Raw genomic sequence first — 24,169 nt, forward strand, 5'->3', positions numbered from 1 at the left:
GGCTCATGTGGATTGCAACCGCTTCAGCGCGCCGAGCACCTTCTCACGATCGGCGGTCGGCCACATCGGCGGCAAGGAGGCGCGCAGGAACGCGCCGTACCGCTGGGTGACGATGCGGGGGTCGAGGATCGCGACGACGCCGCGGTCCGAGCTGCGGCGGATCAGCCGGCCGGTGCCCTGCGCGAGCAGCAGCCCGGCGTGTGTCGCGGCCACGGACATGAACCCGTTGCCGCCCGCCTCGTCGACGGCCCGCTGGCGGGCCGCCATCAGCGGCTCGTCCGGTCGCGGGAACGGGATCCGGTCGATGATGACCAGGTTGCAGGTCGACCCCGGTACGTCGATTCCTTGCCACAGCGACAGCGTGCCGAACAGCGACGTCTCGGGGTCCTCGACGAACTCGCGAGCCAGCTCGCCGAGTTGCGCGTCGCCCTGGCAGAGCACCTTGAGGTCGGTGGCCTCGCGCACCGCGGCGGTCGCCGCCTCCGCCGCGCGGCGGGACGAGAACAGGCCGAGGGTCCGCCCGCCGGCCGCGGTGATCAGGTCGATGATCTCCTCGAACTGCTTCTTGCCCAGACCGTCGCGGTGCGGTGCCGGGAGGTGCTTGGCGACGTACAGGATCGCCTGCTTCTCGTACTCGAACGGGGAGCCGACGTCGAGGCCGCGCCACGGCAGCGGGCCCTTCTCCTCGGCGTCGTCCAGCTCCGGCATCTCGTCGTCGCCAGCGAGCTTGTCGGCGGGCCGCAGGCCGACCTGGCGGGCGATCGCGTCGAAGTCACCGCCGAGCGTCAGCGTCGCTGAGGTGAGCACCGCCGTACGGTCGCGGAGGACCAGTTCGCGGAGCAGACCGGCGACGGTGAGCGGGGCGATCCGGAGCTCGCGGCCGAAGCGGTCGCGGTCGATCATCCAGACCACGTCGGCGTCACTCAGCGCGGCGACGCGTTCGGCGACGTCGAAGATCTCCTTGACCGCGCCCTTGGACTGCCGCTTGGCGCCGTCCGGGTCGTCGTCCTTGTCATCGGACTTCTTGTTCAGGTCGGAGTACATGCCGCGCGCCGCGTCGCGGACCAGGGCGGCGGCCTCCAGGACCAGCGTGTTGGACGCCTCGATGCGGCCCTCGCGGCTGCCGTCGAGCGCGGCCCGGAGCGCGTCGGAGGCGTCGATCAGGTCGTCGGCCTTGTCGTCGTCGACGAACCGGCGGGCCCGCCTCGCGGCACGCTCGACCATCTGCGGCGACAGCTCGTCGCCGGCCGCACCGGTGACCCGGGCGGGCAGCTCGTGTGCCTCGTCGACGATGACGACGTCGTGCTCGGGCAGGACGGTGCGGTTCTCGAAGGCGTCGATCGAGAGCAGGGCGTGGTTGGTGATGACGATGTCGGCCTTGCGGGCGTGTTCCTTGGCCTTCTCGGCGAAGCACTCCTCGCCGTACGGGCATTTCTGGGCGCCGAGGCACTCACGCGCGCTGATCGCAACCTGCTGCCAGGCCTGGTACTGGTGCGACGGGGCGTGATCCCGGTCGCCCGCCTCGCCGTCGGCGAGCTGCTGCTCGGCCCAGTCGCGGAGCTCGACGACCTGCCGGCCGGTCTCCCCCGACGGCGGCACGTCGACGAGCATGCCGTCGTCGTCCGGCGCACCCTCCCGGATCCGGTGCAGGCAGGCGTAGTTGTTCCGCCCCTTCTGGATCGCGTACTTCGGTCTGCGCGGCAGGAGCTTCTCGGTCGCGTCGAGCAGCGCCGGTACGTCGCGGTCGACGAGCTGGGACTGCAGCGCGAGGGTCGCTGTCGACACGACCACGCGCCGGTCCTCGATCGCGTGCAGGAGCGCGGGCACCAGGTACCCGAGGGACTTGCCGGTGCCGGTGCCTGCTTGGACGAGCAGATGCGATCCGTCGTGCATCGCGGTGTCGACGGCCTGCGCCATCTCCACCTGCCCCGGCCGTGTCTGACCGGCGATCCCGGCCACGGCAGCTTCCAGCAGATCCCGCACATCAACACCCACCGCCATACCCTAGCCCGCGCCCCGGACAGATTTCCGCTCCGCCAGGCGCCGCTGTGGATAACCGGCTCTCCGGTCCGATGTGTGGGTGTTGGCGGCGGCATCCGGGGACTCGAGACAGACCATGGAGGGCCGGGACCCGACATTTCCTGTCCCCGCCCATCAGCCACTGTCTACATCCCCACCCACACACCACACCACACCGCACCACGCAGGCACTGCACGACCCGCGTGCACCACCGGCCGGCCCCGACCGAGCTCGACGAGAGACCCTCGCACAACGAGGGGATATCCGACGGTGTTGTGCCTTCTCCCCTGTTACACCACCGGAGAACCCACAACATCAGGGGATATCCTGCTCTCGTGCCGGAGGCGGCCACTCACGGTCGGGTGATGTGCAAGCTCGACAGGTAGTGCACCGGCGAGACGCTGTACGCACGGACACGTTCACGCTCAGGTGCACTACCCAGCCACCCGACATCTCCTGTCCAGCTGCAGATCACACCAAGCCCAGCGCCGCCCGCCCTGAAACCCATCGACCACCCACACATCAGTCACAAGAGCCGGATAACCCCTCACCTGCCTGTGGTGACCGTCTTTGTGCACCGGATCCGTGGGCCGAGGTCGCCGCGGTGCGGATCTGGTGCACAAGGTGACCGATCACCACGGCGCGCGTGGGTGGGGTGGTGTTGGGCGCGGGGGCGCGCTAAACCACGGCGCCGCGGTCGGGTTGGGCGTCGTGGTCGACCTGGGTGCGCTTGGGGCGCGGTGGTGGGGCCGGGTAGCGGCGTTCCAGTTCGAGGAGGAGCGGGGCCGCGGTGAGGTTGGAGGAATAGGTGCCGACGAGGATGCCCAGCAGCAGCGCCAGGGAGAAGTCGGCGAGTGAGTCGCCGCCGAGGAACAGCAGTGCGGCGAGGATGAAGAGGGTCGAGATACCGGTGTTGATGGTGCGTGGCAGGACGTTCACGATCGCGGTATCGATGGTCGTGCCGAGGTTGTCGGTGGCCCGGGCGTTGCGGGTCTCGCGGATCCGGTCGAAGACCACCACCGAGTCGTTCACCGTGTAGCCGATCACGGTCAGGATCGCGGCCAGGAAGATGCCGTCGATCGGTCTCCCGGTCCAGGCGAAGACACCGACCACGACCGCGACGTTCTGCAGCAGCGCCAGGACGGCGCCGGCGCCGAACGTCCACCGGAACCGCGCGGCGAGGTACGCCAGCTGGGCGAGCAGGGCGATGCCGAGCGCGATCAGGCCCTTGTTCCGCAGTTCCTCACCGAGCGACGGGCCGATGCTCTCGTTGCGGATCACCTCGGCGTCACCGCCGATCCGGGCCAGCGACTCCTTGATCTTCACCGCCTCGTCGTCGCTGATCGTGCCGGTCCGCACGGTGATGTCGTCGGTCCCGGACGCCTGCACGACCGCGGTCGGGTACCCGGCCTCGGCGACGGCGGCGCGCGCCTGGTCCGGCGTGATCCGTTGCGCCGTACTGACCTCGATCAGCCGGCCGCCGGTGAACTCGATGCCGAGGTTCAACCCGCGGACGGCGACGCCCGCGACGCTCACGATGATCGCGACCGCCGTGATCACGAGCCAGCGGCGGCTGTGCTTCATCAGCGACGGCTGCCGGGCTTCCAGCCAGGTCCGGACCCGGCCGTGGCCGGCGATCCCGCTCAGGCCCGGGCGCCGCAGAACGAAGCCCCGCGACACGACGAACTCGGCGAGCACGCGGGTCACCACGAGGGCCGACAGCATCGAGGCGATCACACCGATCGAGAGCGTGACGCCGAAGCCGCGGACGGGACCGGCGGCCAGGAAGAACAGCAGGCCGGCCGCCAGGAGCGTGGTGATGTTGGAGTCGGCGATCGCGGACAGCGCGTTCTGGAAACCGCTGCGCAGCGATCGGCGCAGGCCGTCGGTGCGCCCGGCGATGAAGTCCTCGCGGGCGCGTTCGAAGACCAGGACGTTCGCGTCGACCGCCATTCCGATCGCGAGCACGAATCCGGCCAGTCCGGGCAGGGTGAGGGTGGCTCCGAGCCCGGTCAGGGCGGCGTACGACATCCCGGCGTACCCGATCAGGCCGATGACCGCCATCAGGCCGACGAGGCGATAGACCACGATGATGAAGAGCGCGGTCAGCGCGAGGCCGATGATCGCGGCGAGTGCGCTGGCCTGGATCGCGTCCTGACCGAGCGACGGGCCGACAGTCCGCTGGTCGATCACCTCGACCGGGACCGGGAGCGCACCGCCCGAGATCAGCGCCGCCAGGTCCTTCGCACCCGCCTCGGTGAAGGAGCCGGAGATCGTGGTGCTGCCGCCGGCGATGCCGATGTTGCAGAGCTGGTTGCCGCCGTTCGGGTCGACCTGCGGCGAGCTGATCACCTCGTTGTCGAGCACGATCGCGATCAGGCGTTGCGGCGTACCGACCGCTTGGCAGGCGGCCTTGCCGGTGATGTTCGCCCAGATCTTGCCGCCGTCGCCCTTGAAGTTCATCTCGACGAACCAGCCCTGCGCGACCTGCTGCGGGTCGAGCCGACCCTCGGCGCCGCTGACCAGTTCGCCTGTCATCGCGGGTTTGGCGAGCCGCAGGAGACCCTGGCCACTCTCGGGCGGCAGGTAGGTCTCCCCCGCCGCGGGTTTGGCGGGCTTGGCCGCGACCTGGTCGAGCACCTCGTGGAACGTGAGCTGCGCGGTCTTACCGATCACCTTGGCGGCCTCGCGCGGGTCCTGCACACCGGGCAGCTCGACGATGATCCGGTTCTCGCCCTGGCGCGTGACATTCGGCTCACTCACGCCGAGCGCGTCGATCCGCCGGTGCAGCACCTGAGTGGCCTTGTCGGTGGTCTCCTTGGTCGCCTTGACCGTCGGCGAGTCCTTCGCCTGGAGCACGATCTGCGTTCCGCCGCGCAGGTCGAGACCGAGCTGTGGCTTCGCCGTCAGCGTGACGTACGTCGACGCCGCCAGAATCAGGAAGGCGAGAAGTGCGCGAACAAGGGACGACCGGTTCACCGAATCCTCCGGAGCCAGACAGGACCTAGGGCACCCGCAGTGCAGGTGTCGTGACAGAGAGCACCCATGCGGACGTGGAACGCACAGTGTACGAACGCCATTCAACCGCCCCACCGCACAACCCCACAAGCGACCCTGTCGCACCGCCACAGGCCTTTGGGCGTCGAGTCGTGAGATTCGGTGCGGAACAACAACCGCCATCCACGACTCGCGTATTCGGCCGGCAACCAAACGCCACGACTCGCCGGACGTGCGGTGTGAGCGGCCCTTCGGGATTACTCGGTGGCGTCGAGGCCGTGTTCGATCGCGTAGCGGACCAGTTCGGCTCGGTTGTGGAGTTGGAGTTTTCGGAGGGTGTTCTGGACGTGGTTCTCGACTGTGCGGTGGGAGAGGACCAGGCGGGTGGCGATTTGTTTGGCGGTGAGGCCGCGGGCTACCAGGCGTAGGACCTCGGTTTCGCGGTCGGTGAGGTGTGGGACCTCGGGGCCGGTCTCGCCCAGGCGGCGGTACTCGCCGAGCAGCAGTCCGGCCAGGCCCGCGCTGAAGATCGCGTCGCCCTCGGCGGTACGGCGTACTGCCTCGTCGAACTCGTCAAGCGAGGCGGACTTCACCAGATACCCGGACGCGCCGTTCTTGACGGCTGCGAGTACGTCGTCCTGCTCGGCGCTGGCCGACAGCACCAGGACGCGGGTGTCGGGGAGGGCCGTGGTGATCTCGCGGGTCGCGTCGACGCCGGAGCCGTCGCCGAGTTGCAGGTCCATCACCACCACGTCGGGGCGGGTCGCCAGCGCGATCTTCACCGCGCTCGCGACATCCGAGGCGGTCGCGCAGACGTCGTACCCGCGACTCCCGAGGTCCCGCGCCACGCCCTCCCGCCACATCGGATGGTCGTCGACGATCATCACTCGCGTCATGCGGTCACCACTTTCAGCTCCCATTCGGTTCCTTCGCCGGGGGCGGTCCGGACTGTGACGGTGCCGCCGAGGTCGGCGATCCGGCCGCGGATGGACTGGCTGACGCCGAGGTGGCCGTCCACGCGGGCCTGTTCGAGGCGCGCGGGCGTCGTACCGACTCCGTCGTCGCGGATCGACACCCCGACCTCCTCGCCCAGGTCCTCGACCACCACCCAGGACCGGGCGTCGGGGCCGGCGTGTTTCGACACGTTGCTCAGCGCTTCCTTGACGGCGGCAACCAGTTCCCCGGCCGTGGTCGCGGGCAGCAGGACCTGCGTGGCCGGTACGACGACGTCGATCCGGGTCGTGGCCAGTGGCAACAACAGTCCACACAGATCAACGCGATCACCCGTCGCGACGGTCGGCCGGGTGGACATCAAGGTGCGGAGGGCAACTTCCTGTTCGGCGGCCAGCTGGGCGAGTTCGGTCGCCTCGCCGCCGATCGCCGTACCGCGCCGCTGTACCTGGGCCAGCACCTGCAGTACGCCGTCGTGGATCGAGCGACTGAGCCGCAGCCGCTCGGCGGTCGTGCTCTCCGCGGCGATCGCCTCGCGCAGCCGAACGCCCGCCTGCCGCATGGTCGAGGCGGCGTACCCGACGACGAGACCGGCCACCAGCAGCAGCTGCACGTTGCTGAGGATCTTCGACACGTTCTCGACCCCACGCAGCGACAGCAGGGCGAGGCTGATCGTGGCGGCGCCGAGCAGGCCGCCGTCGCGACCGCGGGAGATGGCGAGCGCGAGGACCGGCCCGGCCGCCCACACCGAGGTCAGCACGGAGGCGCCGGCGCGGATGTCGAGCAGCGGCTGCGCCCACAAGGTCGCGAACATGCAGCCGACCGTGACGATCAGGTCCGCGAACGCGAGCCGCGTGTTGCGGCGGCCCCAGCGGCGGCTGTAGCCGTACGACGAGATCAGCGTCCAGACCCCCATCACGGCCAGCTGGAGCACCGCGCCGTACGGGCGGGCGATGCCGTCCCAGCGGGTCCACACGCCGAGGCACGCGAACGCCCAGGTCAGCAGGCGGAACACGACCAGCGCACGCCACAGCGGCTGCAGCAGGTCGACGGTCTCGCGCTCCACGCGCCACAGTCTGCCAAGTGCCAGGGGTGGAATGCGTGAGCCCTTCTACTCAGTACGCAGGTTTCCCCGCTCGTTCACAGCATTTCCTCAGTTCCACTTCAGCTGACGCTCATTTCCCCGTACTCTCGCGCAAAACACGCTCGGGGGAGCTACGAACACACTGCGTTATCAGACACGGAGGGGAATCGTGCGCAAGCTACCCGCTGGGCTGTTCAGCCTGGCCTTGGCGGCGACGACCGGGCTCGGCATCGCCGCGGCCACGGCCGGGAACGCCGCCACACCGTCCAAACAGGGGTCGGCGCCGAGCGCGAGTGAGCCCGCACCGGCGTCCGACGAGCTGCCCAACCCGCTCGAGGACAAGCGCCGCGAGCTGCGGGAGGAGGCCTTGACCAAGGTCATCAACGGCCAGGCCAAGGCCGAGCAGCGCAACGGCAGCACGGTCGTCAAGCTCGGCACCAAGACGGCCGGCGCGAAGGGAACGAAGAGCGCCAAGAGCGCCAAGGCCCGCGTCGACCAGTACGTCGAGCTCTCCCGGGAGAAGACCGACCGGATCTTCGTGGTGCTGGCCGAGTTCGGCAACGAGCGGCACCCGGACTACCCGGACAAGGACCAGGCGCCGAGCGTCCCCGGCCCGGCCACCTTCGAGGGTCCGCTGCACAACGCGATCCCGGAGCCGAACCGCGCAGTGGACAACTCCACCGTCTGGCAGGCCGACTACAACCAGAAGCACTTCCAGGACCTGTACTTCGGCAACGGCAACTCGGTGAAGAAGTACTACGAGAAGCAGTCGTCGGGCCGGTACTCGGTGTCCGGTGAGGTCACCGACTGGGTGAAGGTCAAGTACAACGAGGCCCGGTACGGCCGCTCGAACGGCTTCCCGTGCGCCGGCAACGTCTGCAGCAACACCTGGAACCTGATCCAGGACGCGGTGAACCAGTGGGTCGTCGACCAGAAAGCAGCCGGGCGGACCGCGGCGCAGATCACCGCGGACCTGAAGTCGTTCGACCAGTGGGACCGTTACGACTTCGACGGTGACGGCAACTTCAACGAGCCGGACGGCTACATCGACCACTTCCAGATCGTGCACGCCGGTGGCGACCAGGCCGACGGCGACCCGCAGCAGGGCGAGGACGCGATCTGGTCGCACCGCTGGTACGCCGGATTCCCCGGCGGCCCGGCGAACAACCCGATCGGCGGCGCGCAGATCGGCGACACCGGCCTGTACGTCGGCGACTACACGATCCAGCCGGAGAACGGCGGTATCAGCGTCTTCGCCCACGAGTACGGGCACGACCTGGGCCTGCCTGACCACTACGACACCTCGGGTGCCGCGGTCGAGAACGGCGTGAACTGGTGGACGATCATGGCCCAGAGCCGGGTCGGCAAGCCGAGTGACGGCGGTATCGGCGAGCAGGCGGCCGACTTGGGCGTCTGGGACAAGCTGCAGCTCGGCTGGCTCGACTACGAGATCGTGAACGCGGGCCAGAACAGAACGCTCGAGCTCGGACCGCACGAGTACAACTCGTCCAAGGCACAGGCGGCGGTCGTCACGTTGCCGAAGAAACTGGTCACCACGCCGCTGCAGACGCCACCGGTCGGCAGCAAGTCCTGGTGGAGCGGCGAGGGCGACGAGTTCACCCACACCATGAACCGGCAGGTCGCCGTACCTGCAGGCACCACGACCCTCACGTTCCAGGCCAACTGGGACATCGAGGACTGCGGCCCCGACGCATGCGACTACGCGTACGTCGAGGTCGACGACGGCACCGGCTACAAGCCGATCGCGGGCTCCATCACCAAGGCGGCCGAAGGCAACGGCATCGACGGCAAGAGCGGTGGCTGGGTCCCGGCGACGTTCAATCTGTCCGCCTACCAGGGGAAGACGATCGGTCTGCAGTTGCGCTACTCGACCGACGCGAACACCGGCGGCTACGGGTTCTTCGCCGACGACATCAAGGTGATCTCGGGCTCGACCACGCTGGTCGACTCCGGCGCCGAGGCCACGCCGGAAGGCTGGACCCTGAACGGCTTCAGCTCGGTCGGTGCGACCATCACGACGCCTTACGACAACTACTACCTCGCCTCGAGCATCAACTATGTGTCGTACGACCAGCACCTGAAGACCGGGCCGTACAACTTCGGCTGGGCGAGCACGCTGGGCGACAAGGTGGAGCACTTCCCGTACCAGGACGGCCTGCTGATCTGGTACTGGGACACGTCGCAGCGCAACAACAACACCAACACTCACCCCGGTGAGGGTCTGGTCCTGCCGATCGACAGCCACCCGGTCCCGATCAACCGGATGGACGGCCAGCTGTGGCGGCCGCGCGTCGGCGGCTACGACGCTCCGTTCGGTCTCGAGAAGGCGGACTCGTTCACCCTGCACATCAACGGGCAGGCGAGCTACATCCGCGGCCAGAACGCCGTACCGACCTTCAACGACAGCAAGTCGTACTGGACCGCGGACCAGCCGACGAGCAGCGTCAAGATCCCGAACAACGGGGTCAACATCAAGGTCGTCTCCAAGACCGGCACCACGATGAAGATCCAGGTCTCGAAGCGCAAGTGACCGCATGAAACAGCCCCCGAAGTCCTCGGACTTCGGGGGCTGTTGCGTTGCTCAGACGGTTGCGTACGGCGTGAGGTCGCCGGCCAGGGCCGGGTGGACTCGCGCCGTGATGTGAGTGCCTTCGGCGGTGTGCTCCAGCTGCTCGACGGAGCCTTCGGAGTGGATCCGCGAGACCAGGTCGCCGCGGTCGTACGGCAGCAAGACCTCGAGGGCCACGTGCGGCTGCGGCAGGGCGCCCTCGAGCAGCTCGCGGAGCTTGTCCATGCCTTCGCCGGTGCGGGCCGACACGACGATCGCGTTCGGCTCGCGGTGCAGGATCGGCGCCAGCGCGAGCGGGTCGGCGGCGTCGGCCTTGTTGATCACCACGATCTCCGGTACGTCGGTCGCCTGGATCTCGGCCAGGACCTCGCGGACTGCCTGGATCTGCGCGATCGGGTCCGGATGCGAACCGTCGACCACGTGCAGCAGCAGGTCGGCGTCCGTGACCTCCTCCAGCGTCGAGCGGAACGCCTCGACGATGTCGTGCGGCAGGTGCCGGACGAACCCGACCGTGTCGGTCAGCGTGTACACGCGGCCGTCAGCGGTCGTCGTACGGCGGGTCGTCGGGTCCAGGGTCGCGAACAACGCGTCCTCGACCAGCACGCCCGCGCCGGTGATCTGGTTCAGCAGCGAAGACTTGCCGGCGTTGGTGTACCCCGCGATCGCGACCGACGGGACCAGGTTGCGGCGACGCTCCTGGCGCATCGTCGACCGGGTGCTCTTCATGTTCTTGAGCATCCGGCGGAGCTTCGCGATCTTGGTGTTGATCCGGCGCCGGTCGGTCTCGATCTTGGTCTCACCGGGACCACGGCCGCCGATACCGCCGCCGGCCGCGCCGACCCGGCCACCGGCCTGGCGGGACAGGTTGCCACCCCAACCACGCAGGCGCTGCTTCATGTACTGCAGCTGGGCCAGCTCGACCTGGGCCTTGCCTTCCTTGCTCTTCGCGTGCTGCGCGAAGATGTCCAGGATCAGCGCGGTCCGGTCGACCACTTTGACCTTGAGCCGGTCTTCCAGGTTGCGCAGCTGCGCGGGCGCCAGCTCGCCGTCGGCGATCACGGTGTCCGCGCCGAGCGACGCGACCAGGTTGCGCAGATCGGTCACCTTGCCGGAGCCGATGAACGTCGCGGGATCCGGCTTCTTCCGCCGCTGGATCACGCCGTCGAGCACCTCGGAACCGGCGGTCTCGGCGAGCAGCTTCAGCTCGGCCAGCGAGTTCTCCGCGTCCTCGGCGCTGCCCTCGGTCCAGACGCCGACCAGGAGCACCCGCTCGAGCAGCAGTTTGCGGTATTCGACCTCGCTGATGTCGGTCAGCTCGGTCGACATACCGACCACGCGGCGGAGCGCTTGGCGCTCCTCGAGCTCGAGGCCCTCGGTGGTCAGTTCGTGTTCGAAATCGTGACCCGTCGACGAATCGCCGGAGTCATCGCCCTCAAGGAGGTCGGTTTCGACGTCGGTGGTCTCTTCGTACGCGTGTGAATGGGTCGTCATATACCTTCCATGGTGGCACGGGCCTCAAGTACAAGCGACCCGTTTACCAGGAGTCAACGCCCCACGCAGAACTCAGATTCCCGGCAGCCAATCGCGATCGAACTCGCCGCGGGCGTGCAGAACGGCCGGCCCGGTCAGTTCCAGGTGGTTGTCCGCGCGCCATGTCACGCTCACTTCACCACCCGGTACGCCGACGCGGTACGTCACCGGGCGCTCGTCACGGGCCGCCCGCGCGGCTGCCACGGTCACGGCACAGGTACCCGTGCCGCACGACCGCGTCTCCCCCGCCCCGCGCTCGTGCACCCGCATCTGGACGTCGCGCGGACCACGCCGTACGACGAACTCCACGTTCACCCCGTGCGGGAACGCGTCGGCCGGCGACCACGTGGGCTGATCGCACAGGTTGCCCGGCTCGTTCAGGTTGTCGACGAACGCGACCGCGTGCGGGTTGCCCATGTCGACGTGGACGGCGGTCCACTGGTGACCGTTGGCCTCGACCACGATCCCGGCCGCGCCGGGGAGCTTCGGCTCGCCCATGTCGGCGGTCAGTGTGCCGTCGTCGTTCTGCGCGACCTCCTTGACGCCCGCGCGGGTGCCGACCCGGACCGGCTTGCCGTCGATCAGGCCCGCCTCGGCCAGGTACTTCACGAAGACCCGGATGCCGTTCCCGCACATCTCCGCGATCGAACCGTCCGCGTTCCGGTAGTCCATGAACCAGTCGCCGCCGTCTTCGACGTACGACTGCTTGTCGCCCTGGATCACCCGCAGTACGCCGTCGGCGCCGAGGCCCGCGTGCCGGTCGCAGAGGAACCGCACCACCGACGCGTGCAGCTCGCCGTGCACAGAACCATCGGGATCGGGCAGGATCACGAAGTCGTTCTCGGTCCCGTGCCCTTTCAGCCAGGGAAACGTACTCATGGGGCAAGCCTACGGGGGTCCCCGTACCGTTTGGGCATGATCGCGTACTTCTGGGAGCAGGACGACGCCGTCGCGGTCGCGGAACGGCTCGGCGGGGAGGTACGCCGCGGACGCTTCCACGGCGAGGACGACGACGAGGACCACCCGTGGCTCGTCGTACTGGACGACGTCGATCAGGCCGCCCTCGACGAGCTGCTGTCCGAACACGACGGCTGGCTAGAGCCCGAGTCGGACGCCGCCCCGACCGCTCCTCCCCCGCTACCCGACGCCCCGAAGCGGTTCAAGAAGTAGCGGTCACACCATCCGGCCGGGGCGGGCGCCGGTTGGTGCGGCGTTCGCGACGGTTGGTTGGCCGGCTAGTAGGACGTGGTTGATGCCGGTGGAGAGTTGCCACGGGGCATCGTACGTCGAGTTGTCGGTGATCTGGTGGGGGTCCAGGACGACTAGGTCGGCGATTGCGCCTGGTTTGATGTGGCCGCGGTCGGAGAACCCCAGGCGGGTCGCGGGGAGTGAGGTCATGCGGCGGATGGCTTCGGGGAGGGTGAGGATGCCGCGGTCGCGGGTGTAGTGGCCGAGGACGCGGGGGAAGGTGCCGAAGTTGCGTGGGTGCGGGTGCCCGGGACCGGTTGCGTCCATGATCCAGCCGTCGCTGGCGACCGCCGTTCGCGGATGCTTGAGAACGGTCGTCACGTCGTCCTCGCTCATCGCATGGTTCACCACGCTGACCGCGGCCTGGTGCGACTCGAGAATGCGGAGCACGATCTCAGCGGCGTCCACCCCGTCGCGCCGCGCGATCTCGGTGAGGCTGAGGCCGCGGCTGTCCTCGTAGCGGCCCGGTGGAAGCGATGCGATCACGACTGAGTCCGGCGAGAGCAGTACGTCGGCGCGGAGGGCGTCGGCGATCCGCGCCCGCTCGGCCGGGTCGGCAAGTCGGTCGAGGAGAGTGCCGCCGGCCAGGGCCCAGGTCGGGAGCCTGGTGGTGAGTGTCGTACTGGTGGCTGTGTACGGGTAGGCGTCCCAGCCGAGGTCGACGTCATCGACCTGGTCCAGATGCTCGAGCGCGGCGTCGACGAGACCGTAGTTGGCCTTGCCAACGGCCTTCAGATGCGAGATCTCGAGCCGCGCGCCACCCGCGCGCGCCGCCGCGATCGCCTCATCCAACGCAGCCAGCAGACCCGCGCCCTCGTTGCGGATGTGGGTCGAGTACAGCAGCCCGCACTCGGCAGCGGTGGCGACCAACGCGGCCACCTCTTCAGGTGATGCGTAGGCACCTGGCGCGTAGATCAACCCGGTCGAGAACCCGACGGCGCCCTGATCAGCTGCCGCCCGCAGCAGGTCCTGCATCGTCCGAAGTTCCTCGGGCGACGGGGCTCGGCGAGCGCTGCCCATCGCGGCGATCCGCAGCGTGCAGTGGCCGACCTGCAGAGCCAGGTTCACTGCCGGTTGCACCGTTGCAGCGAACCCGGCGAGATCGGTCCACGACCAGTCGTGCTTCGGACCGAGGAACGCCGTACCCGCACGCAGTGTCCCGAGGTCGGTGATCGGGAACGGCGACCAGCCGCAGTTGCCCGCGACCAGCGTGGTGACGCCCTGGGCGAGCTGTGACTCGGCCGCCGGACTCGTGCCGAGACTGAAATCGGCGTGTGAGTGCAGATCGATGAACCCCGGTGCCACAATGTTGCCCGTGGCATCGATGACGTCGGCATCGGCGACCGGCTCACCGGGTGGCAGCACCGCGGTGATGCGCTCGCCTTCGACCAGCACCGTTCCGGGCACCAGGTCGGCGCCGGTGCCGTCCGCGATCAGGCCGCCGGTCAGTGCCACCCGCATCGAATCACTCCTGTTCTGGTCCGAAGGACAGCTAGGCGACTGGTCCGAGGGACAGCTAGGCGACTTCCGGTCCGAACGACTGCTCGGCGACCGTGTTGGCGGCGATCAGCTCGCGGTCCACGGCGTGACCGAGACCGGTTGCCTCGGGCACCTGTACGACGCCCCGGACCGCGACCACGGCGGGTACGACGATGTCCCGGGCGTAGTACTTCTCCGAGGCGGACACATCCGATGGGAGGGTGAACCCGGGGAGACTGGACAGGGCGACGTTCGCGAGCCGGCCGATGCCGAACTCGTGCATCCCGCCGCACCAGACGTCGATCCCGGCCTGCTGCGCCCGATCGTGCGCCGCGCGCGCCGCGCCGAGGCCGCCCATCCGGGACACCTTGATATTGAGGACCTGCAGCGCTTCTAGGGCGAGCGCGGTCTCCAGGTCCGCGACCGTCTCCACACTCTCGTCGAGACACACCAGCGTACTGATCGTCCGCTGCAGCTCGGCGTGCGTGAGCAGGTCCCGGGGCGCGAACGGCTGCTCGATCATCGTCAGCCCGAACTCGTCCAGCTCCGCCAGGTGCGTCAGGTCGTCAGCGGTGTAGATCCCGTTGGCGTCCACGTGCAGGTCAAGCGACGGGTACGCCGTACGCACGGCCCGGACCGGCTCGACGTCCCAGCCCGGAGCGATCTTCAGCTTCACCCGTGGATACCCGGCGGCGACCTGGCGCTCGACCTCGGTCAGGAGCTCGTCGATCGTCGGCTCGATGCCCAGCGAGACACCCGCGACGACCTCGGACCGGGTCCCGCCCAGGACGGTTGCCAGCGGCACCGATTGCGTCTCGGCCCACAGAACCCACGCGGCCATGTCCACGCCGGCCTTGGCGAAGTTGTTGCCGCGGACTTTCGTCCACACCTTGGCCAGCTCGTCGGGGTGCGTCCACGGCCGGCCCAGCACTGCGGGGAGCAGGTACTGCGAGGCGATGTGCCAGCAGGACTCGACCGTTTCGGGCGCGTAGTACGGGTCCGAGGACGACGCGATCTCGCCCCATCCGATCGCGCCCGACGCGTCCTCCAGTTCGACCAGGATGTGATCGAGGTACGTCTTGCGGTGTGAGCTGGTCTGGAACTCGTGCACCAACGGCATCCGCACCCGATGCAGCCGGGCGGCGACGATCTTCAGGTCAGTTGACATACAGCCCCAGCTCCGTGTTCAACCGATCCCGCTCCATCAGCCGCCGGCGCGCGCCTTTCGAGCTCGCCGTGGTCAGCGTCGCGAGCACGTGCAGCACCGACGCGACGACAGTCGGCGAGTCGACGTACGACGCACTCCCGGTCGCCACGTAGATGCTTTGGTCGGCGAGCTTCGCCAGCGGGGCGTCCTCGAAGTCCGTGACCGCGACGAGCTCACCACCGGCCTCGACGAACCGGCGGGCGATCTCGACGGTGTCGCGGCGGTACCGGCGGAACGAGAACGCGACCATCAGGTCGTTCGACCGGACGTCGGACAGCACATCGACGCCTCGTACGACGGTGCCGTCGATCAGCGTCACCTGCGAGAGGCCGACGCCGAGGTCGAACGCCAGCAACGACGCGTACGAGTACGACTTCGCCGAGCCGATGATGAAGCGCCGGCGGGCGGCGACGATCCGGGCCGCGGCCTGCGCGATCGCGCCGTCGGTGAGGATCTGGTCCAGTGCCTCGTCGATCGAGGCGCGTTCCTGTTCGACCACGCGACGCTGCAGCAGCGTCGACGAGCGGCGTTGCAGCCGAGCGTCGTACCGCTCGTGAGGGCTCGCGAGCTCGCGGTTGAGGGGATCGTCAGGCATGGTCGGCCGGCCCGAAGTAGTAGGCGCCGGTGCCGTCCGGAAGGCGCCGGCACGAGACGGCGACGAGTCCCTTGCCGAGGAGTTCCTCGAACGACCTGCGCAGCTCCCGCGCATCGGCCGGCACGACCAGCTCGGTCAAAGCATCCGGGGTGGTGGGGTGCTCGCGGGTCAGGTCCCACTCGATGACCACGCGGTCGGTGCCCGGACCGTACATGTCGGGCGCGAACCAGCGGCCGCGGGCGCCGAGCACGTCGAGGTTGAAGTGCGCGTTGCGGATCTGCGCCGGGTCGTAGGTCCAGCGCATCCGCGACATACCGTAGCTGAGGGCAACTTCTCGCTGGGCGTGCTTGAGCATCCGGCCGAGGCCGTGCCCTTGCTGGTCGGCGGCGACCACGGCCGACTGCGAGTAGTGGTAGAAACCGCGCCGATCGGTGCCGCAGAAGCCGTACGCGAACGCGACCAGCCGATCGCTCTCGTCGAGGATGCCGACCACCGAACCGCCGTTGCTCGCCAGCGCACCGAGCAGCCGCGGGTTCAGCCCGTACGCCGGGTCGAGGTAGCCGAAGACATTGCGGTACAGCGCCGAGGCCTCGGCGAACCGGGACGCCGTGGTGAGCGAGACCGCGCGGAAGCTCACCTCAGAGATACGATTCATATCTTGATCCTATCCCCGCCTGATCATTGCTGGTCAATCGCTGATCGGATGATGATACGTTGACTATCCATGATGATCGAGCGACTCAGGGAGTACGTCGGCACGGAGACCCCGACCGGGGACGCGGCCGCGCTGAACGCCTTCGCCGACCGGCTGGGGACGCGGTACGCCGAGCTCGGCGCGACCGTGCGCCGGGTGCCGGCGCCGACCGGCGACCACCTGGTGGCCGACTTCCCCGGCCGCGCCGACGAGGCCCCGCTGCTCTTCCTCGCCCACCACGACACCGTCTGGCCGATCGGGCAACTGCAGGGCGCGATGCCGTGGCGCGAGGCGGACGGCGTGATCCACGGGCCCGGTGTCTTCGACATGAAGGGCGGCCTGGTCGTCCTGGAGACCGCCCTGGAACAGATCGCCAGCCGCGACCACCGGCCGCTGCGGGTCGTGGTGGTCGCCGACGAGGAGGTCGGCTCCCCGTCGGCACGTGCACTGGTGACGGCCGAGGCGAAGGGCGTGTACGCCGCGTTCGGGTTCGAACCGCCGCATCCGAACGGCGATCTGAAGACCTCGCGCTGGGGTAGCACCAGGGTCCGCATCGAGGTCACCGGCCGCGAGGCGCATGCCGCTCTCGATCCGGCGAGCGGCGTGTCCGCGATCGACGAACTCGTCGACCAGGTGCTCGCCGTACGGCGGATCGTCGCCGGGTACGACGAGGTGCTGTGCAACGTCGGCACGATCACGGGTGGCGGGCGGACCAACGTCGTACCGGGATCGGCGACGGCCGACATCGGGTTCCGCTTCGTCGATCCGGCAACGGAAGAGGCCGTGCTGCAGGCTGTCAAAGAATTGCAGCCGATGCGGGACGCCCAGGTGGCGGTGCGCGTGATGTCGAACCGGCCGGCCTGGCAACCGTCGGCGGCGACCGACGAGTTGCTGGCGAAGGTGAGTGCGGCCGGGCGGTCCATCGGTCAGGACGTCGGTGGTGCGGCCGCGACCGGCGCGGCCGACACCAATCTGACCGGATGGTTGGGGATCCCAACGCTGGACGGCTTGGGCCCGATCGGCAAGGGCGCCCATGCGGTCCACGAGCAGGTGATCGCGGCGACCTTGACCGAACGAGCGGATCTGGTCGCCGCCATCATCACGTCACTTTAGGGGCCACGCCGTACCCGCTGCTCCCCCTCCACGCCTGGACGGTTCGGCGGCCGCGAGGATCGCGCCGCCCGGCAGGAATTCGAGCGCGGCGACAGCGCCGATCTCCGCAGCCGAACTCCCCGGTGCGCCAGCCGGTGTGAAGGTGTGTCCTAGCGCTGCTAGCGCGGGCCCGTTCTGATCGATGAACGCCTGTTCCGCCGTCACCGACGCGGTGTTGCGCTGCGACGCCCGCGGCGCCGCGATCGCCTGCGGCAGTGTCATGCCGCGGTCGAGCCGGTTCGTCAACGTCTGCAGGACGGTCGTGATGATCGTCGACCCGCCCGGCGAACCGAGCGCGAGGAACGGCTTCCCGCCACGCAGCACGATCGTCGGCGACATCGACGACCGCGGCCGCTTCCCGGCCTCGACCCGGTTCGGGTCCGTCGGGTTCGGTACGGCGGAGAAGTCCGTCAGCTCGTTGTTCAGCAGGAAACCCCGCCCCGGCACGGTGATGCCGCTGCCGCCGGTCTGCTCGATCGTCAACGTGTACGAGACCACGTTGCCCCACTTGTCGGCCGCGACCATGTGCGTCGTCGAACGTCCCTCGCTGTCCGGGCGCTGCTCGACAGCACTGCCCTTGTCACACCGCGAGTACTGACCGTCCGGCGAGCCCGCCGGCACCGGCTTGGTCGCCGCGTGCTGCGGGTCGATCAGGCAGGACCGCTCGGCCCCGAATCCACGCGACAACAGTTCCTTCTGCGGTACGTCGACGTACGCCGGATCGCCGACGTACGCATTGCGATCCGCGAAGGCCAGTGCCGACGCCTCGAGGTACGTGTGCAGCGCCTGCGTCGTCGACTGCTGCCGCAGGTGCTGCGGCTGCAAGATGTTCAACGCCTCGCCGACCGTGGTGCCGCCCGAGGACGACGGAGGCATGCCGTAGACGTCCAGGCCGTCGTACCTGACCTTGGTCGGCTTGCGGTCGATCACCCTGTACGACGAGAGATCGCTTGCCTGCAGGTAGCCGGGGAAGAACGGCAGCGTCGCGCCTGGCGTCTTCGGCGGGTTCTTCGCGACGGCCGCCATCTCGCCGGCCAGTGCGCCGCGGTAGAACGCCGACGAGCCCTGCCGACCGATCAACTTGTAGGTCGCGGCGAGCTCAGGGTTCTTGAACAGCGAGCCGACCTGCGGCGCGTCGCCGTTCGGCAGGAACAGCTTCGCGGTCGGCACGACCTGCGCGAACCGGTCCTTGTTCTCCGACGTCTGCAGCCGGAACGTCGGGTCCACCACGAACCCACGATCGGCCAGCTCCGCGGCCGGCTTCAAGGCCTTGCCGAGTGACAGCGAACCCCACTGGTTCAGGGCCTTGTCCCAGGTCGCGAGCGTTCCCGGTACGCCGATCGAGACGCCCGACGTCACGAGCTGCGCGAACGGGTACGCCGCACCGGTAGCCGGATCCACGAACGCGTTGGACGGCATCGTCGCGGGCGCCGTCTCGCGGCCGTCGATCGTGAACACCTTGCGGGACCTGGCGTTGTAGTACACGAAGTATCCGCCGCCGCCGATGCCGGCCGAGTACGGCTCGGTGACGCCGAGCGCGGCGGCCGTGGCGACTGCGGCGTCGACGGCGTTACCACCACGACGCAGTACGTCGAGACCGATGTTCGTCGCGTCGGGATCGACCGAGGACACCGCGCCGCCGTACCCGATCGAGGTCGGCTGCCGCGTCGGGGCTTGCGCTTCTGCGGTGGTTGTGGCGGTGAAGGCAGTGAGAACGAGGGTTCCTGCGGACAGTAATGCGACCAGCTTCTTCACGAGTTCCCCCCAGACGGGCTCGGGGACAGGGACAAGCCCCTGCCTATCTCACCTGGAGGTCGTGCGCTAGTCGCAGCGCGTCTAGTTGACTGTGCAGGAGGCCAGGAAACGGCGGAGTACGTCGTCCGGCCACTCGACCGTGCCGGTCGGGAGCTCGACCAGCAACCACTGGTCGGCCAGCTTCACCTGACCGGTCAGGCGGCCTTCGAGGGTGCCGATGTGGAAGGTCTTGCCGCTCGCATCGGTGACCCGGACCTGCGTCAGGCTGCGGGCCTGCGGCGCGGCTTGCAGCACCACCTTGGCGGCGCTGTCCGCGGTCCGCATCTCCGGCTGGGACAGGACGACGCGGGTGGCCGTCATCGGGGTCTCGGGGCTCCACCCCTTAGGCGCCAGCGTGCAGTTGAAGCTGCTCCACGCCTCCTTGTTGGCGACCAGTTCGACGACGGACGCACCGAACATCGACATCGTCGTGGCGCTCGACGGCGCCGAAGGCGGCGCGGTCGAGGGACTCGCGGACGCGGCGGCCGTCTCCTGCTCAGGAGGGCCGCCGGCCACCTCGTTGCCGTTCCCCCACCACTTCACCTGGTTGCCGATCGCGAGCACCAGCGCCGACGCGGCGGCGACGCACAGCACCCCGGTGACCCGGCGCCGGCGCTTGATCCTGCGCAGCGCGCGCCGTCCGCGGGTGACATCTGCGTCGAGGTCCGCCTCCGGCAGCCCTTCGGCGGCACGGTCCGCGAACCCCTCCAACAACCTCTTGACCTCGTCCATCGGCGGTCTCAGCTACTCCCCGTCTCTTCCGTCATCAGTTCCTTGAGGCGCTTGAGCGCCTTGGCTGTCTGGCTCTTCACAGTGCCTTCGGTGCATTCCAGGATCCGCGCGCAGCTGGCGACATCGAGATCCTGGAAATACCGCAGTACCAGGACTGCCCGCTGCCGCGGCGCCAGGTCCAGCAACGCGTCCCGGATGGCCAGCGTGTCCGCCTGGTCCGGTACGTCGGTCATCCGCGGCTCGACTGCATCCGCGGTCATGACCTCCGGGTGGCGGCCGGCCCGGCGGCGTTCGTCCAGGAAGGCGTTGACCAGGATGCGGTGCGCGTACGGTCCGGCGCCTTCGTGCTTGATCCGGTGCCAGTGCACATACACCCGGGTACAGGCGGTCTGGACCAGATCTTCGGCGGTGTGCACATCCCCCGCGGTGAGCAGCAACGCCGTGCGCATCAGCCGCGTGCGGTCCGCGAGCAGGTACTCACGGAACTCGGCCTCACGGTCACCCCCTCGCATCGACGGCCCCTGCATTCTCGCCCGGGCCCTTGTTCACCTCGACTACGCCGGGGGCGCCTGCGCGGTTGCCTTCGGCTATCACTTGAAGTGCCTTCTCCACGAGATCGGGGGCGTCGTACGGGAGCCACGTGATGCGTTGGTCCTTACGGAACCACGAGTCCTGCCGGCGCGCGAACCTGCGCGTGGCCTGGGCGGTCCGCTCCCGGGCCTGTTCTTCGTCGATCTCACCGTTCAGCAACGCGATCACCTGCGAGTACCCGAGTGCGCGGTTGGCAGTCCTTCCTTCAATCAAACCCTTGTTCAGCAGACCTCGCACCTCGGCGACGAATCCGGCGTCGAACATCCGGTCCACCCGGCGGTCGATCCGCTCGTCGAGCACCGGCCGCGGTACGTCGAGACCGAGCTGGATCGCGCCCTCGTACACGTAGCGGTGCTCGGGCAGTGTGGCGACGTACGGGCTCTTGGTGATCTCGATGACCTCCAGCGCGCGGACGATCCGCCGGCCGTTGCTGGGGAGGATCTGTTCGGCGGCTTTCGGGTCTTTCTGCGCGAGTCTTGCGTGTAGGGCCCCGGAGCCGTGGATCTCCAGCTCGGCTTCCAGGCGGGCTCGGACGTCCGGGTCGGTGCCGGGGAAGACGAAGTCGTCGAGGATCGCGCGCACGTAGAGTGCCGAGCCGCCGGCGAGCACCGGCACCTTGGACCGGTCGATGCAGTCGTCGATCGCGTGCCGGGCGAGCTCCTGGAACTCGGCCACGGTCGCGGTCTCGGTCACGTCCAGGATGTCCAGCAGATGATGCGGTACGCCGCCGCGCTCCGTTGTACTGATCTTCGCCGTACCGATATCCATGCCGCGGTACACCTGCATGGCGTCCGCGTTCACCACTTCCCCGCCCAGACGTTGCGACAGGGCGACGGCAAGGTCGGACTTCCCGGCCGCGGTGGGACCGACGACCGCGACGACGAGTGCAGCAGGCATCGCTCCAGTCTGGCAGCTCACCGCTCAAGACTTGGCCAAGAGGTCTGTACCAGCCTTGTGGATGACCCGGGAAGAGCGGTAGGAACTCTGGAGTTCGAGACATTTCTACGGGAGGAACGCACGTGACGAATCCGTTCGATGAAGAGGCTGACGCGGCCAAGGACGCGGTCAAGGACGCGCTCGGCGGGGACGACGCCGACGCCCTGTCCGCTGCCAAGCGCAGCGGCGGTGACGTCGAGTTCAGCGCCGGCGACGTGGAGCCCGGCGGCGACTCCGGCGGCGACGTGGAATCCGGCGGCGATGTCGAGTCGGGTGGCGATGTCGAGTCCGGCGGGGACGTCGAATCCGGCGGTGGCAGCTCGGACAGTGGTGGCGACGTAGAGTAAGTCCCGTCCGGCATCGTTTTGGGTACGGCGCTCGCGGAGATCCCACAGTTCAGGCGTTGCAGGTGCGAAGATCACCGCTAGCTGTCTGTAAGCACTTAACTACGCAGGAATGGGAGCCCCGAGATGGGCATCTTCGACAAGTTCAAGGGCAAGGCCGAGGATCTGAAGGACAAGGCCGCCGACCTGGTCGACGGCCACGGCGACAAGGTCGGTGAAGGTCTGGACAAGGCCGGCGACTTCGTCGACGAGAAGACGGGCGGCAAGTACGGCGACAAGATCGACACGGGCGTCGACAAGGCCAAGGACGGGTTGGACAACCTGGACGGCCAGAACGACGACATCCCCGACGGCCCGAACCGGCCCGCCTGACGTACCCCCGAAGGGCCGCAAGCACTCCGCTTGCGGCCCTTCGTCATGCCCGCGCCCGTGACACGGCGTACGTCGGTCGGCGTTCCGGACGGGGATCGTCCGGAACGCGGCGTACGGTCGGTTCATGGTCAAGGCGAAGGTGGCGGTCGACGAGCTGACGGTACGGGCGCTTGCACCTGAGACGTGGGATGCGTTTGCGGGGCTCGCGGAGCGGCACAACGGGGTGTGGGGCGGGTGCTGGTGCACGTTCTTCCACACGATGCACGACGAGAAGACGTTCGAGGCGGAGAGCAACCGTGAGCTCAAGCATCGGCTTGTGTTAGAAGGGCGTGCGCATGCGGCGCTCGTGTTCGACGGGGAGCTGGCGGTTGGCTGGCTCGAGTACGGTGCGCCGGTTGAACTGCCGAACATCAACCATCGCAAGGAGTACGAGGCCGGGATGGACCGGCCGCCCGACTACCGCCTCACCTGCTTCTTCACCGACCGCAACTACCGCCGCCAAGGCGTCTCGGCCGTCGCCCTCGACGGCGCCCTCGACCTGATCGCGCAGACCGGCGGCGGACGCGTCGAGGCCTACCCTCAGGACACGGCAGGCAAGAAGATCACCGCGTCCTTCCTCTACAACGGCACCCGCTCCCTCTTCGAACACGCCGGCTTCACCTACGAACGCCCCAAAGGCAAGAACCACTGCGTCATGAGCAAAACCGTCGCCCAGCACAACTGAACCCCGATCTCGCGCCGTGCGAAGATCTGCCATGGCGCTAACGAATCCGTGGTTGACCGGTCCGGCTCCGACGACGAAGCTTCCGCACGACCAGCTGTCCGAACGGATCCTGAACCTGCTGTCGAGCCAGAACATGTGTGTACTGGCGACTGCGGGTCCGGACGGGCCGTTGGCGACACCGGTTCGGTACTACCACCTGGATTTCGACGTGATGTTCACAGCTTCGGCGCGATCACCGAAGATGCGGAACCTGGCCGCGGATCCGCGGGTCTCGATCGGGATCTTCGCGCCGCTGGTCGGTCAGGCGAGCAGTCGCGGCGCCCAACTCTTCGGTCGAGCACAGATCCTGACCCCGGACAGCGCTGCGTTCGCTCACTACTGGGAAGCGTTCCGATGGCAGTCGGACCACGTCGAACGCGGAAACTCCCTCGCCGAACCTCCACTCGGCCCGCTGACAATCGTCGAGCCCGACCGAATCGTCTACACAGAACACTGGCTCCGCCGCGAGGGCTACGCCCCCAGACAGACCTGGCACCCAAAGCCCGCCACCTAGGGTCCGCAGTTTCGCCGTGGAGCGGGGTGCTTTGGTGTCGGTGGGGGTGTTTAGGGTGCTTGTATGGATCGGTTTCGGGTGGTGCCGGCAGCTTATGTGATTGTTCGGCGTGAGGATGAGGTGTTGTTGTTGCTGCGGGCCAACACCGGTTACATGGACGGGCATTGGGCGGTTCCGGCCGGGCATGTGGAGCGGGGGGAGTCGGTGGTTGCGGCGGCGGTGCGGGAGCTCAAGGAGGAGGTCGGGCTCGACGTGGACGCGGCGGATCTCGCGCCGGTGACCGCGATGCATCGGACGGGTGGGAACGGCGATCCGATCGACGAGCGGGTCGACTTCTTCTTCATGGCGTCGAAGTGGACCGGCGAGCCGCGATTGATGGAGCCGGAGAAGGCAGCCGGCCTCGACTGGTATCCGCTGGACAAGCTGCCCGACCCGCTCGTCCCGCACGAGGCGCGAGTGCTCGGCGCGGTGGCCGACGGTGATGCGCTTCCTGCGGTGATCGCCCAGGGTTTCGCCTGAGTTCACACTTCCGTGGCTCGCCTCGCTCTAGTGTTCGCTGCGGTGTCAGTGACCTTG

Annotated in this window: 22 protein-coding genes; 8 read left to right on the forward strand and 14 right to left on the reverse strand. The window is 68.5% G+C overall.

The window, feature by feature from the left end; genetic code table 11:
- Positions 1-3: 3 nt before the first annotated feature.
- From ACLJOO_RS41010 to macS, 4 genes are all read right to left on the reverse strand, one after another.
- Positions 4-2,001, reverse strand: a complete 1,998-nt coding sequence (locus ACLJOO_RS41010; RefSeq protein WP_410793587.1) for an ATP-dependent DNA helicase — start codon at positions 1,999-2,001, stop codon at positions 4-6.
- Positions 2,002-2,698: 697 nt separating this feature from the next.
- Positions 2,699-4,999, reverse strand: coding sequence for a protein translocase subunit SecD (gene secD / locus ACLJOO_RS41015; protein ID WP_410793589.1), 2,301 nt, complete (start codon positions 4,997-4,999; stop codon positions 2,699-2,701).
- A 275-nt stretch (positions 5,000-5,274) separates the two neighbouring features.
- Complete coding sequence (locus ACLJOO_RS41020) at positions 5,275-5,913, reverse strand: response regulator (protein ID WP_410793591.1); 639 nt, start codon at positions 5,911-5,913, stop codon at positions 5,275-5,277.
- Entirely contained in the window at positions 5,910-7,034 is a 1,125-nt protein-coding gene (gene macS, locus ACLJOO_RS41025) for a MacS family sensor histidine kinase (protein ID WP_410793592.1), read from the reverse strand. Before macS ends, ACLJOO_RS41020 begins: the two co-directional genes overlap by 4 nt.
- Positions 7,035-7,221: 187 nt before the next feature.
- Here macS and ACLJOO_RS41030 point away from each other — a divergent pair, with 187 nt between their 5' ends.
- Positions 7,222-9,603 carry an immune inhibitor A domain-containing protein gene (locus tag ACLJOO_RS41030; protein WP_410793594.1) on the forward strand — a complete coding sequence of 794 codons (2,382 nt, stop codon included), beginning with the start codon at positions 7,222-7,224 and terminating at the stop codon, positions 9,601-9,603.
- 51 nt (positions 9,604-9,654) lie between these two features.
- Here ACLJOO_RS41030 and hflX read toward each other — a convergent pair whose 3' ends face one another.
- Positions 9,655-11,133, reverse strand: a complete 1,479-nt coding sequence (gene hflX, locus ACLJOO_RS41035; protein WP_410793596.1) for a GTPase HflX — start codon at positions 11,131-11,133, stop codon at positions 9,655-9,657.
- Positions 11,134-11,205: 72 nt separating this feature from the next.
- Positions 11,206-12,051 carry a diaminopimelate epimerase gene (dapF, locus tag ACLJOO_RS41040; protein ID WP_410793598.1) on the reverse strand — a complete coding sequence of 282 codons (846 nt, stop codon included), beginning with the start codon at positions 12,049-12,051 and terminating at the stop codon, positions 11,206-11,208.
- A gap of 36 nt (positions 12,052-12,087) precedes the next feature.
- On the opposite strand from dapF, the gene ACLJOO_RS41045 reads away from it, so the two are divergent.
- Positions 12,088-12,342: a hypothetical protein gene (locus tag ACLJOO_RS41045; RefSeq protein ID WP_410793600.1), complete on the forward strand. Its 255-nt coding sequence runs from the start codon at positions 12,088-12,090 to the stop codon at positions 12,340-12,342.
- A 3-nt stretch (positions 12,343-12,345) separates the two neighbouring features.
- On the opposite strand, the gene ACLJOO_RS41050 is transcribed toward ACLJOO_RS41045, so the two are convergent.
- The 4 genes from ACLJOO_RS41050 to ACLJOO_RS41065 are packed head-to-tail and all read right to left on the reverse strand — an operon-like array spanning position 12,346 to position 16,356.
- Positions 12,346-13,881: an N-acyl-D-amino-acid deacylase family protein gene (locus ACLJOO_RS41050; RefSeq protein WP_410793601.1), complete on the reverse strand. Its 1,536-nt coding sequence runs from the start codon at positions 13,879-13,881 to the stop codon at positions 12,346-12,348.
- 55 nt (positions 13,882-13,936) lie between these two features.
- The gene (menC, locus tag ACLJOO_RS41055) at positions 13,937-15,067 is read right to left on the reverse strand and encodes an o-succinylbenzoate synthase (protein WP_410793602.1); all 1,131 of its coding nucleotides are present in this window, start codon (positions 15,065-15,067) and stop codon (positions 13,937-13,939) included.
- A complete protein-coding gene (locus ACLJOO_RS41060) occupies positions 15,057-15,701 on the reverse strand; it encodes a MurR/RpiR family transcriptional regulator (protein ID WP_410793604.1) in 645 nt (214 codons plus the stop codon). The genes menC and ACLJOO_RS41060 overlap by 11 nt, the downstream gene beginning before the upstream one ends.
- Entirely contained in the window at positions 15,694-16,356 is a 663-nt protein-coding gene (locus tag ACLJOO_RS41065; RefSeq protein ID WP_410793605.1) for a hypothetical protein, read from the reverse strand. The genes ACLJOO_RS41060 and ACLJOO_RS41065 overlap by 8 nt, the downstream gene beginning before the upstream one ends.
- 69 nt (positions 16,357-16,425) lie before the next feature.
- On the opposite strand from ACLJOO_RS41065, the gene ACLJOO_RS41070 reads away from it, so the two are divergent.
- On the forward strand, positions 16,426-17,508 hold the full coding sequence (locus ACLJOO_RS41070) for a M20/M25/M40 family metallo-hydrolase (protein ID WP_410793606.1): 1,083 nt from the start codon (positions 16,426-16,428) through the stop codon (positions 17,506-17,508).
- On the opposite strand, the gene ggt is transcribed toward ACLJOO_RS41070, so the two are convergent.
- The 4 genes from ggt to miaA form a co-directional block, all read right to left on the reverse strand.
- Positions 17,500-19,302 carry a gamma-glutamyltransferase gene (ggt, locus tag ACLJOO_RS41075; RefSeq protein ID WP_410793608.1) on the reverse strand — a complete coding sequence of 601 codons (1,803 nt, stop codon included), beginning with the start codon at positions 19,300-19,302 and terminating at the stop codon, positions 17,500-17,502. The genes ACLJOO_RS41070 and ggt overlap by 9 nt on opposite strands.
- A gap of 81 nt (positions 19,303-19,383) precedes the next feature.
- The gene (locus ACLJOO_RS41080; protein ID WP_410793610.1) at positions 19,384-20,073 is read right to left on the reverse strand and encodes a hypothetical protein; all 690 of its coding nucleotides are present in this window, start codon (positions 20,071-20,073) and stop codon (positions 19,384-19,386) included.
- An 8-nt stretch (positions 20,074-20,081) separates the two neighbouring features.
- A complete protein-coding gene (locus ACLJOO_RS41085) occupies positions 20,082-20,585 on the reverse strand; it encodes a SigE family RNA polymerase sigma factor (protein WP_410793611.1) in 504 nt (167 codons plus the stop codon).
- Positions 20,572-21,561 carry a tRNA (adenosine(37)-N6)-dimethylallyltransferase MiaA gene (gene miaA / locus ACLJOO_RS41090; protein WP_410793613.1) on the reverse strand — a complete coding sequence of 330 codons (990 nt, stop codon included), beginning with the start codon at positions 21,559-21,561 and terminating at the stop codon, positions 20,572-20,574. The genes ACLJOO_RS41085 and miaA overlap by 14 nt, the downstream gene beginning before the upstream one ends.
- Before the next feature lie 122 nt (positions 21,562-21,683).
- On the opposite strand from miaA, the gene ACLJOO_RS41095 reads away from it, so the two are divergent.
- The 5 genes from ACLJOO_RS41095 (at position 21,684) to ACLJOO_RS41115 (ending at position 24,112) form a co-directional block, all read left to right on the forward strand.
- Complete coding sequence (locus ACLJOO_RS41095; RefSeq protein ID WP_410793614.1) at positions 21,684-21,947, forward strand: hypothetical protein; 264 nt, start codon at positions 21,684-21,686, stop codon at positions 21,945-21,947.
- A gap of 123 nt (positions 21,948-22,070) precedes the next feature.
- Positions 22,071-22,316, forward strand: a complete 246-nt coding sequence (locus ACLJOO_RS41100) for an antitoxin (protein WP_410793615.1) — start codon at positions 22,071-22,073, stop codon at positions 22,314-22,316.
- 124 nt (positions 22,317-22,440) lie between these two features.
- Positions 22,441-23,040 carry a GNAT family N-acetyltransferase gene (locus ACLJOO_RS41105; RefSeq protein WP_410793617.1) on the forward strand — a complete coding sequence of 200 codons (600 nt, stop codon included), beginning with the start codon at positions 22,441-22,443 and terminating at the stop codon, positions 23,038-23,040.
- A 31-nt stretch (positions 23,041-23,071) separates the two neighbouring features.
- Positions 23,072-23,593 carry a pyridoxamine 5'-phosphate oxidase family protein gene (locus ACLJOO_RS41110; protein WP_410793619.1) on the forward strand — a complete coding sequence of 174 codons (522 nt, stop codon included), beginning with the start codon at positions 23,072-23,074 and terminating at the stop codon, positions 23,591-23,593.
- A 63-nt stretch (positions 23,594-23,656) separates the two neighbouring features.
- Entirely contained in the window at positions 23,657-24,112 is a 456-nt protein-coding gene (locus tag ACLJOO_RS41115; protein WP_410793620.1) for an NUDIX hydrolase, read from the forward strand.
- Positions 24,113-24,169: the final 57 nt, after the last annotated feature.

It is taken from the genome of Kribbella sp. C-35, assembly GCF_046549195.1.
Lineage (GTDB): Bacteria > Actinomycetota > Actinomycetes > Propionibacteriales > Kribbellaceae > Kribbella.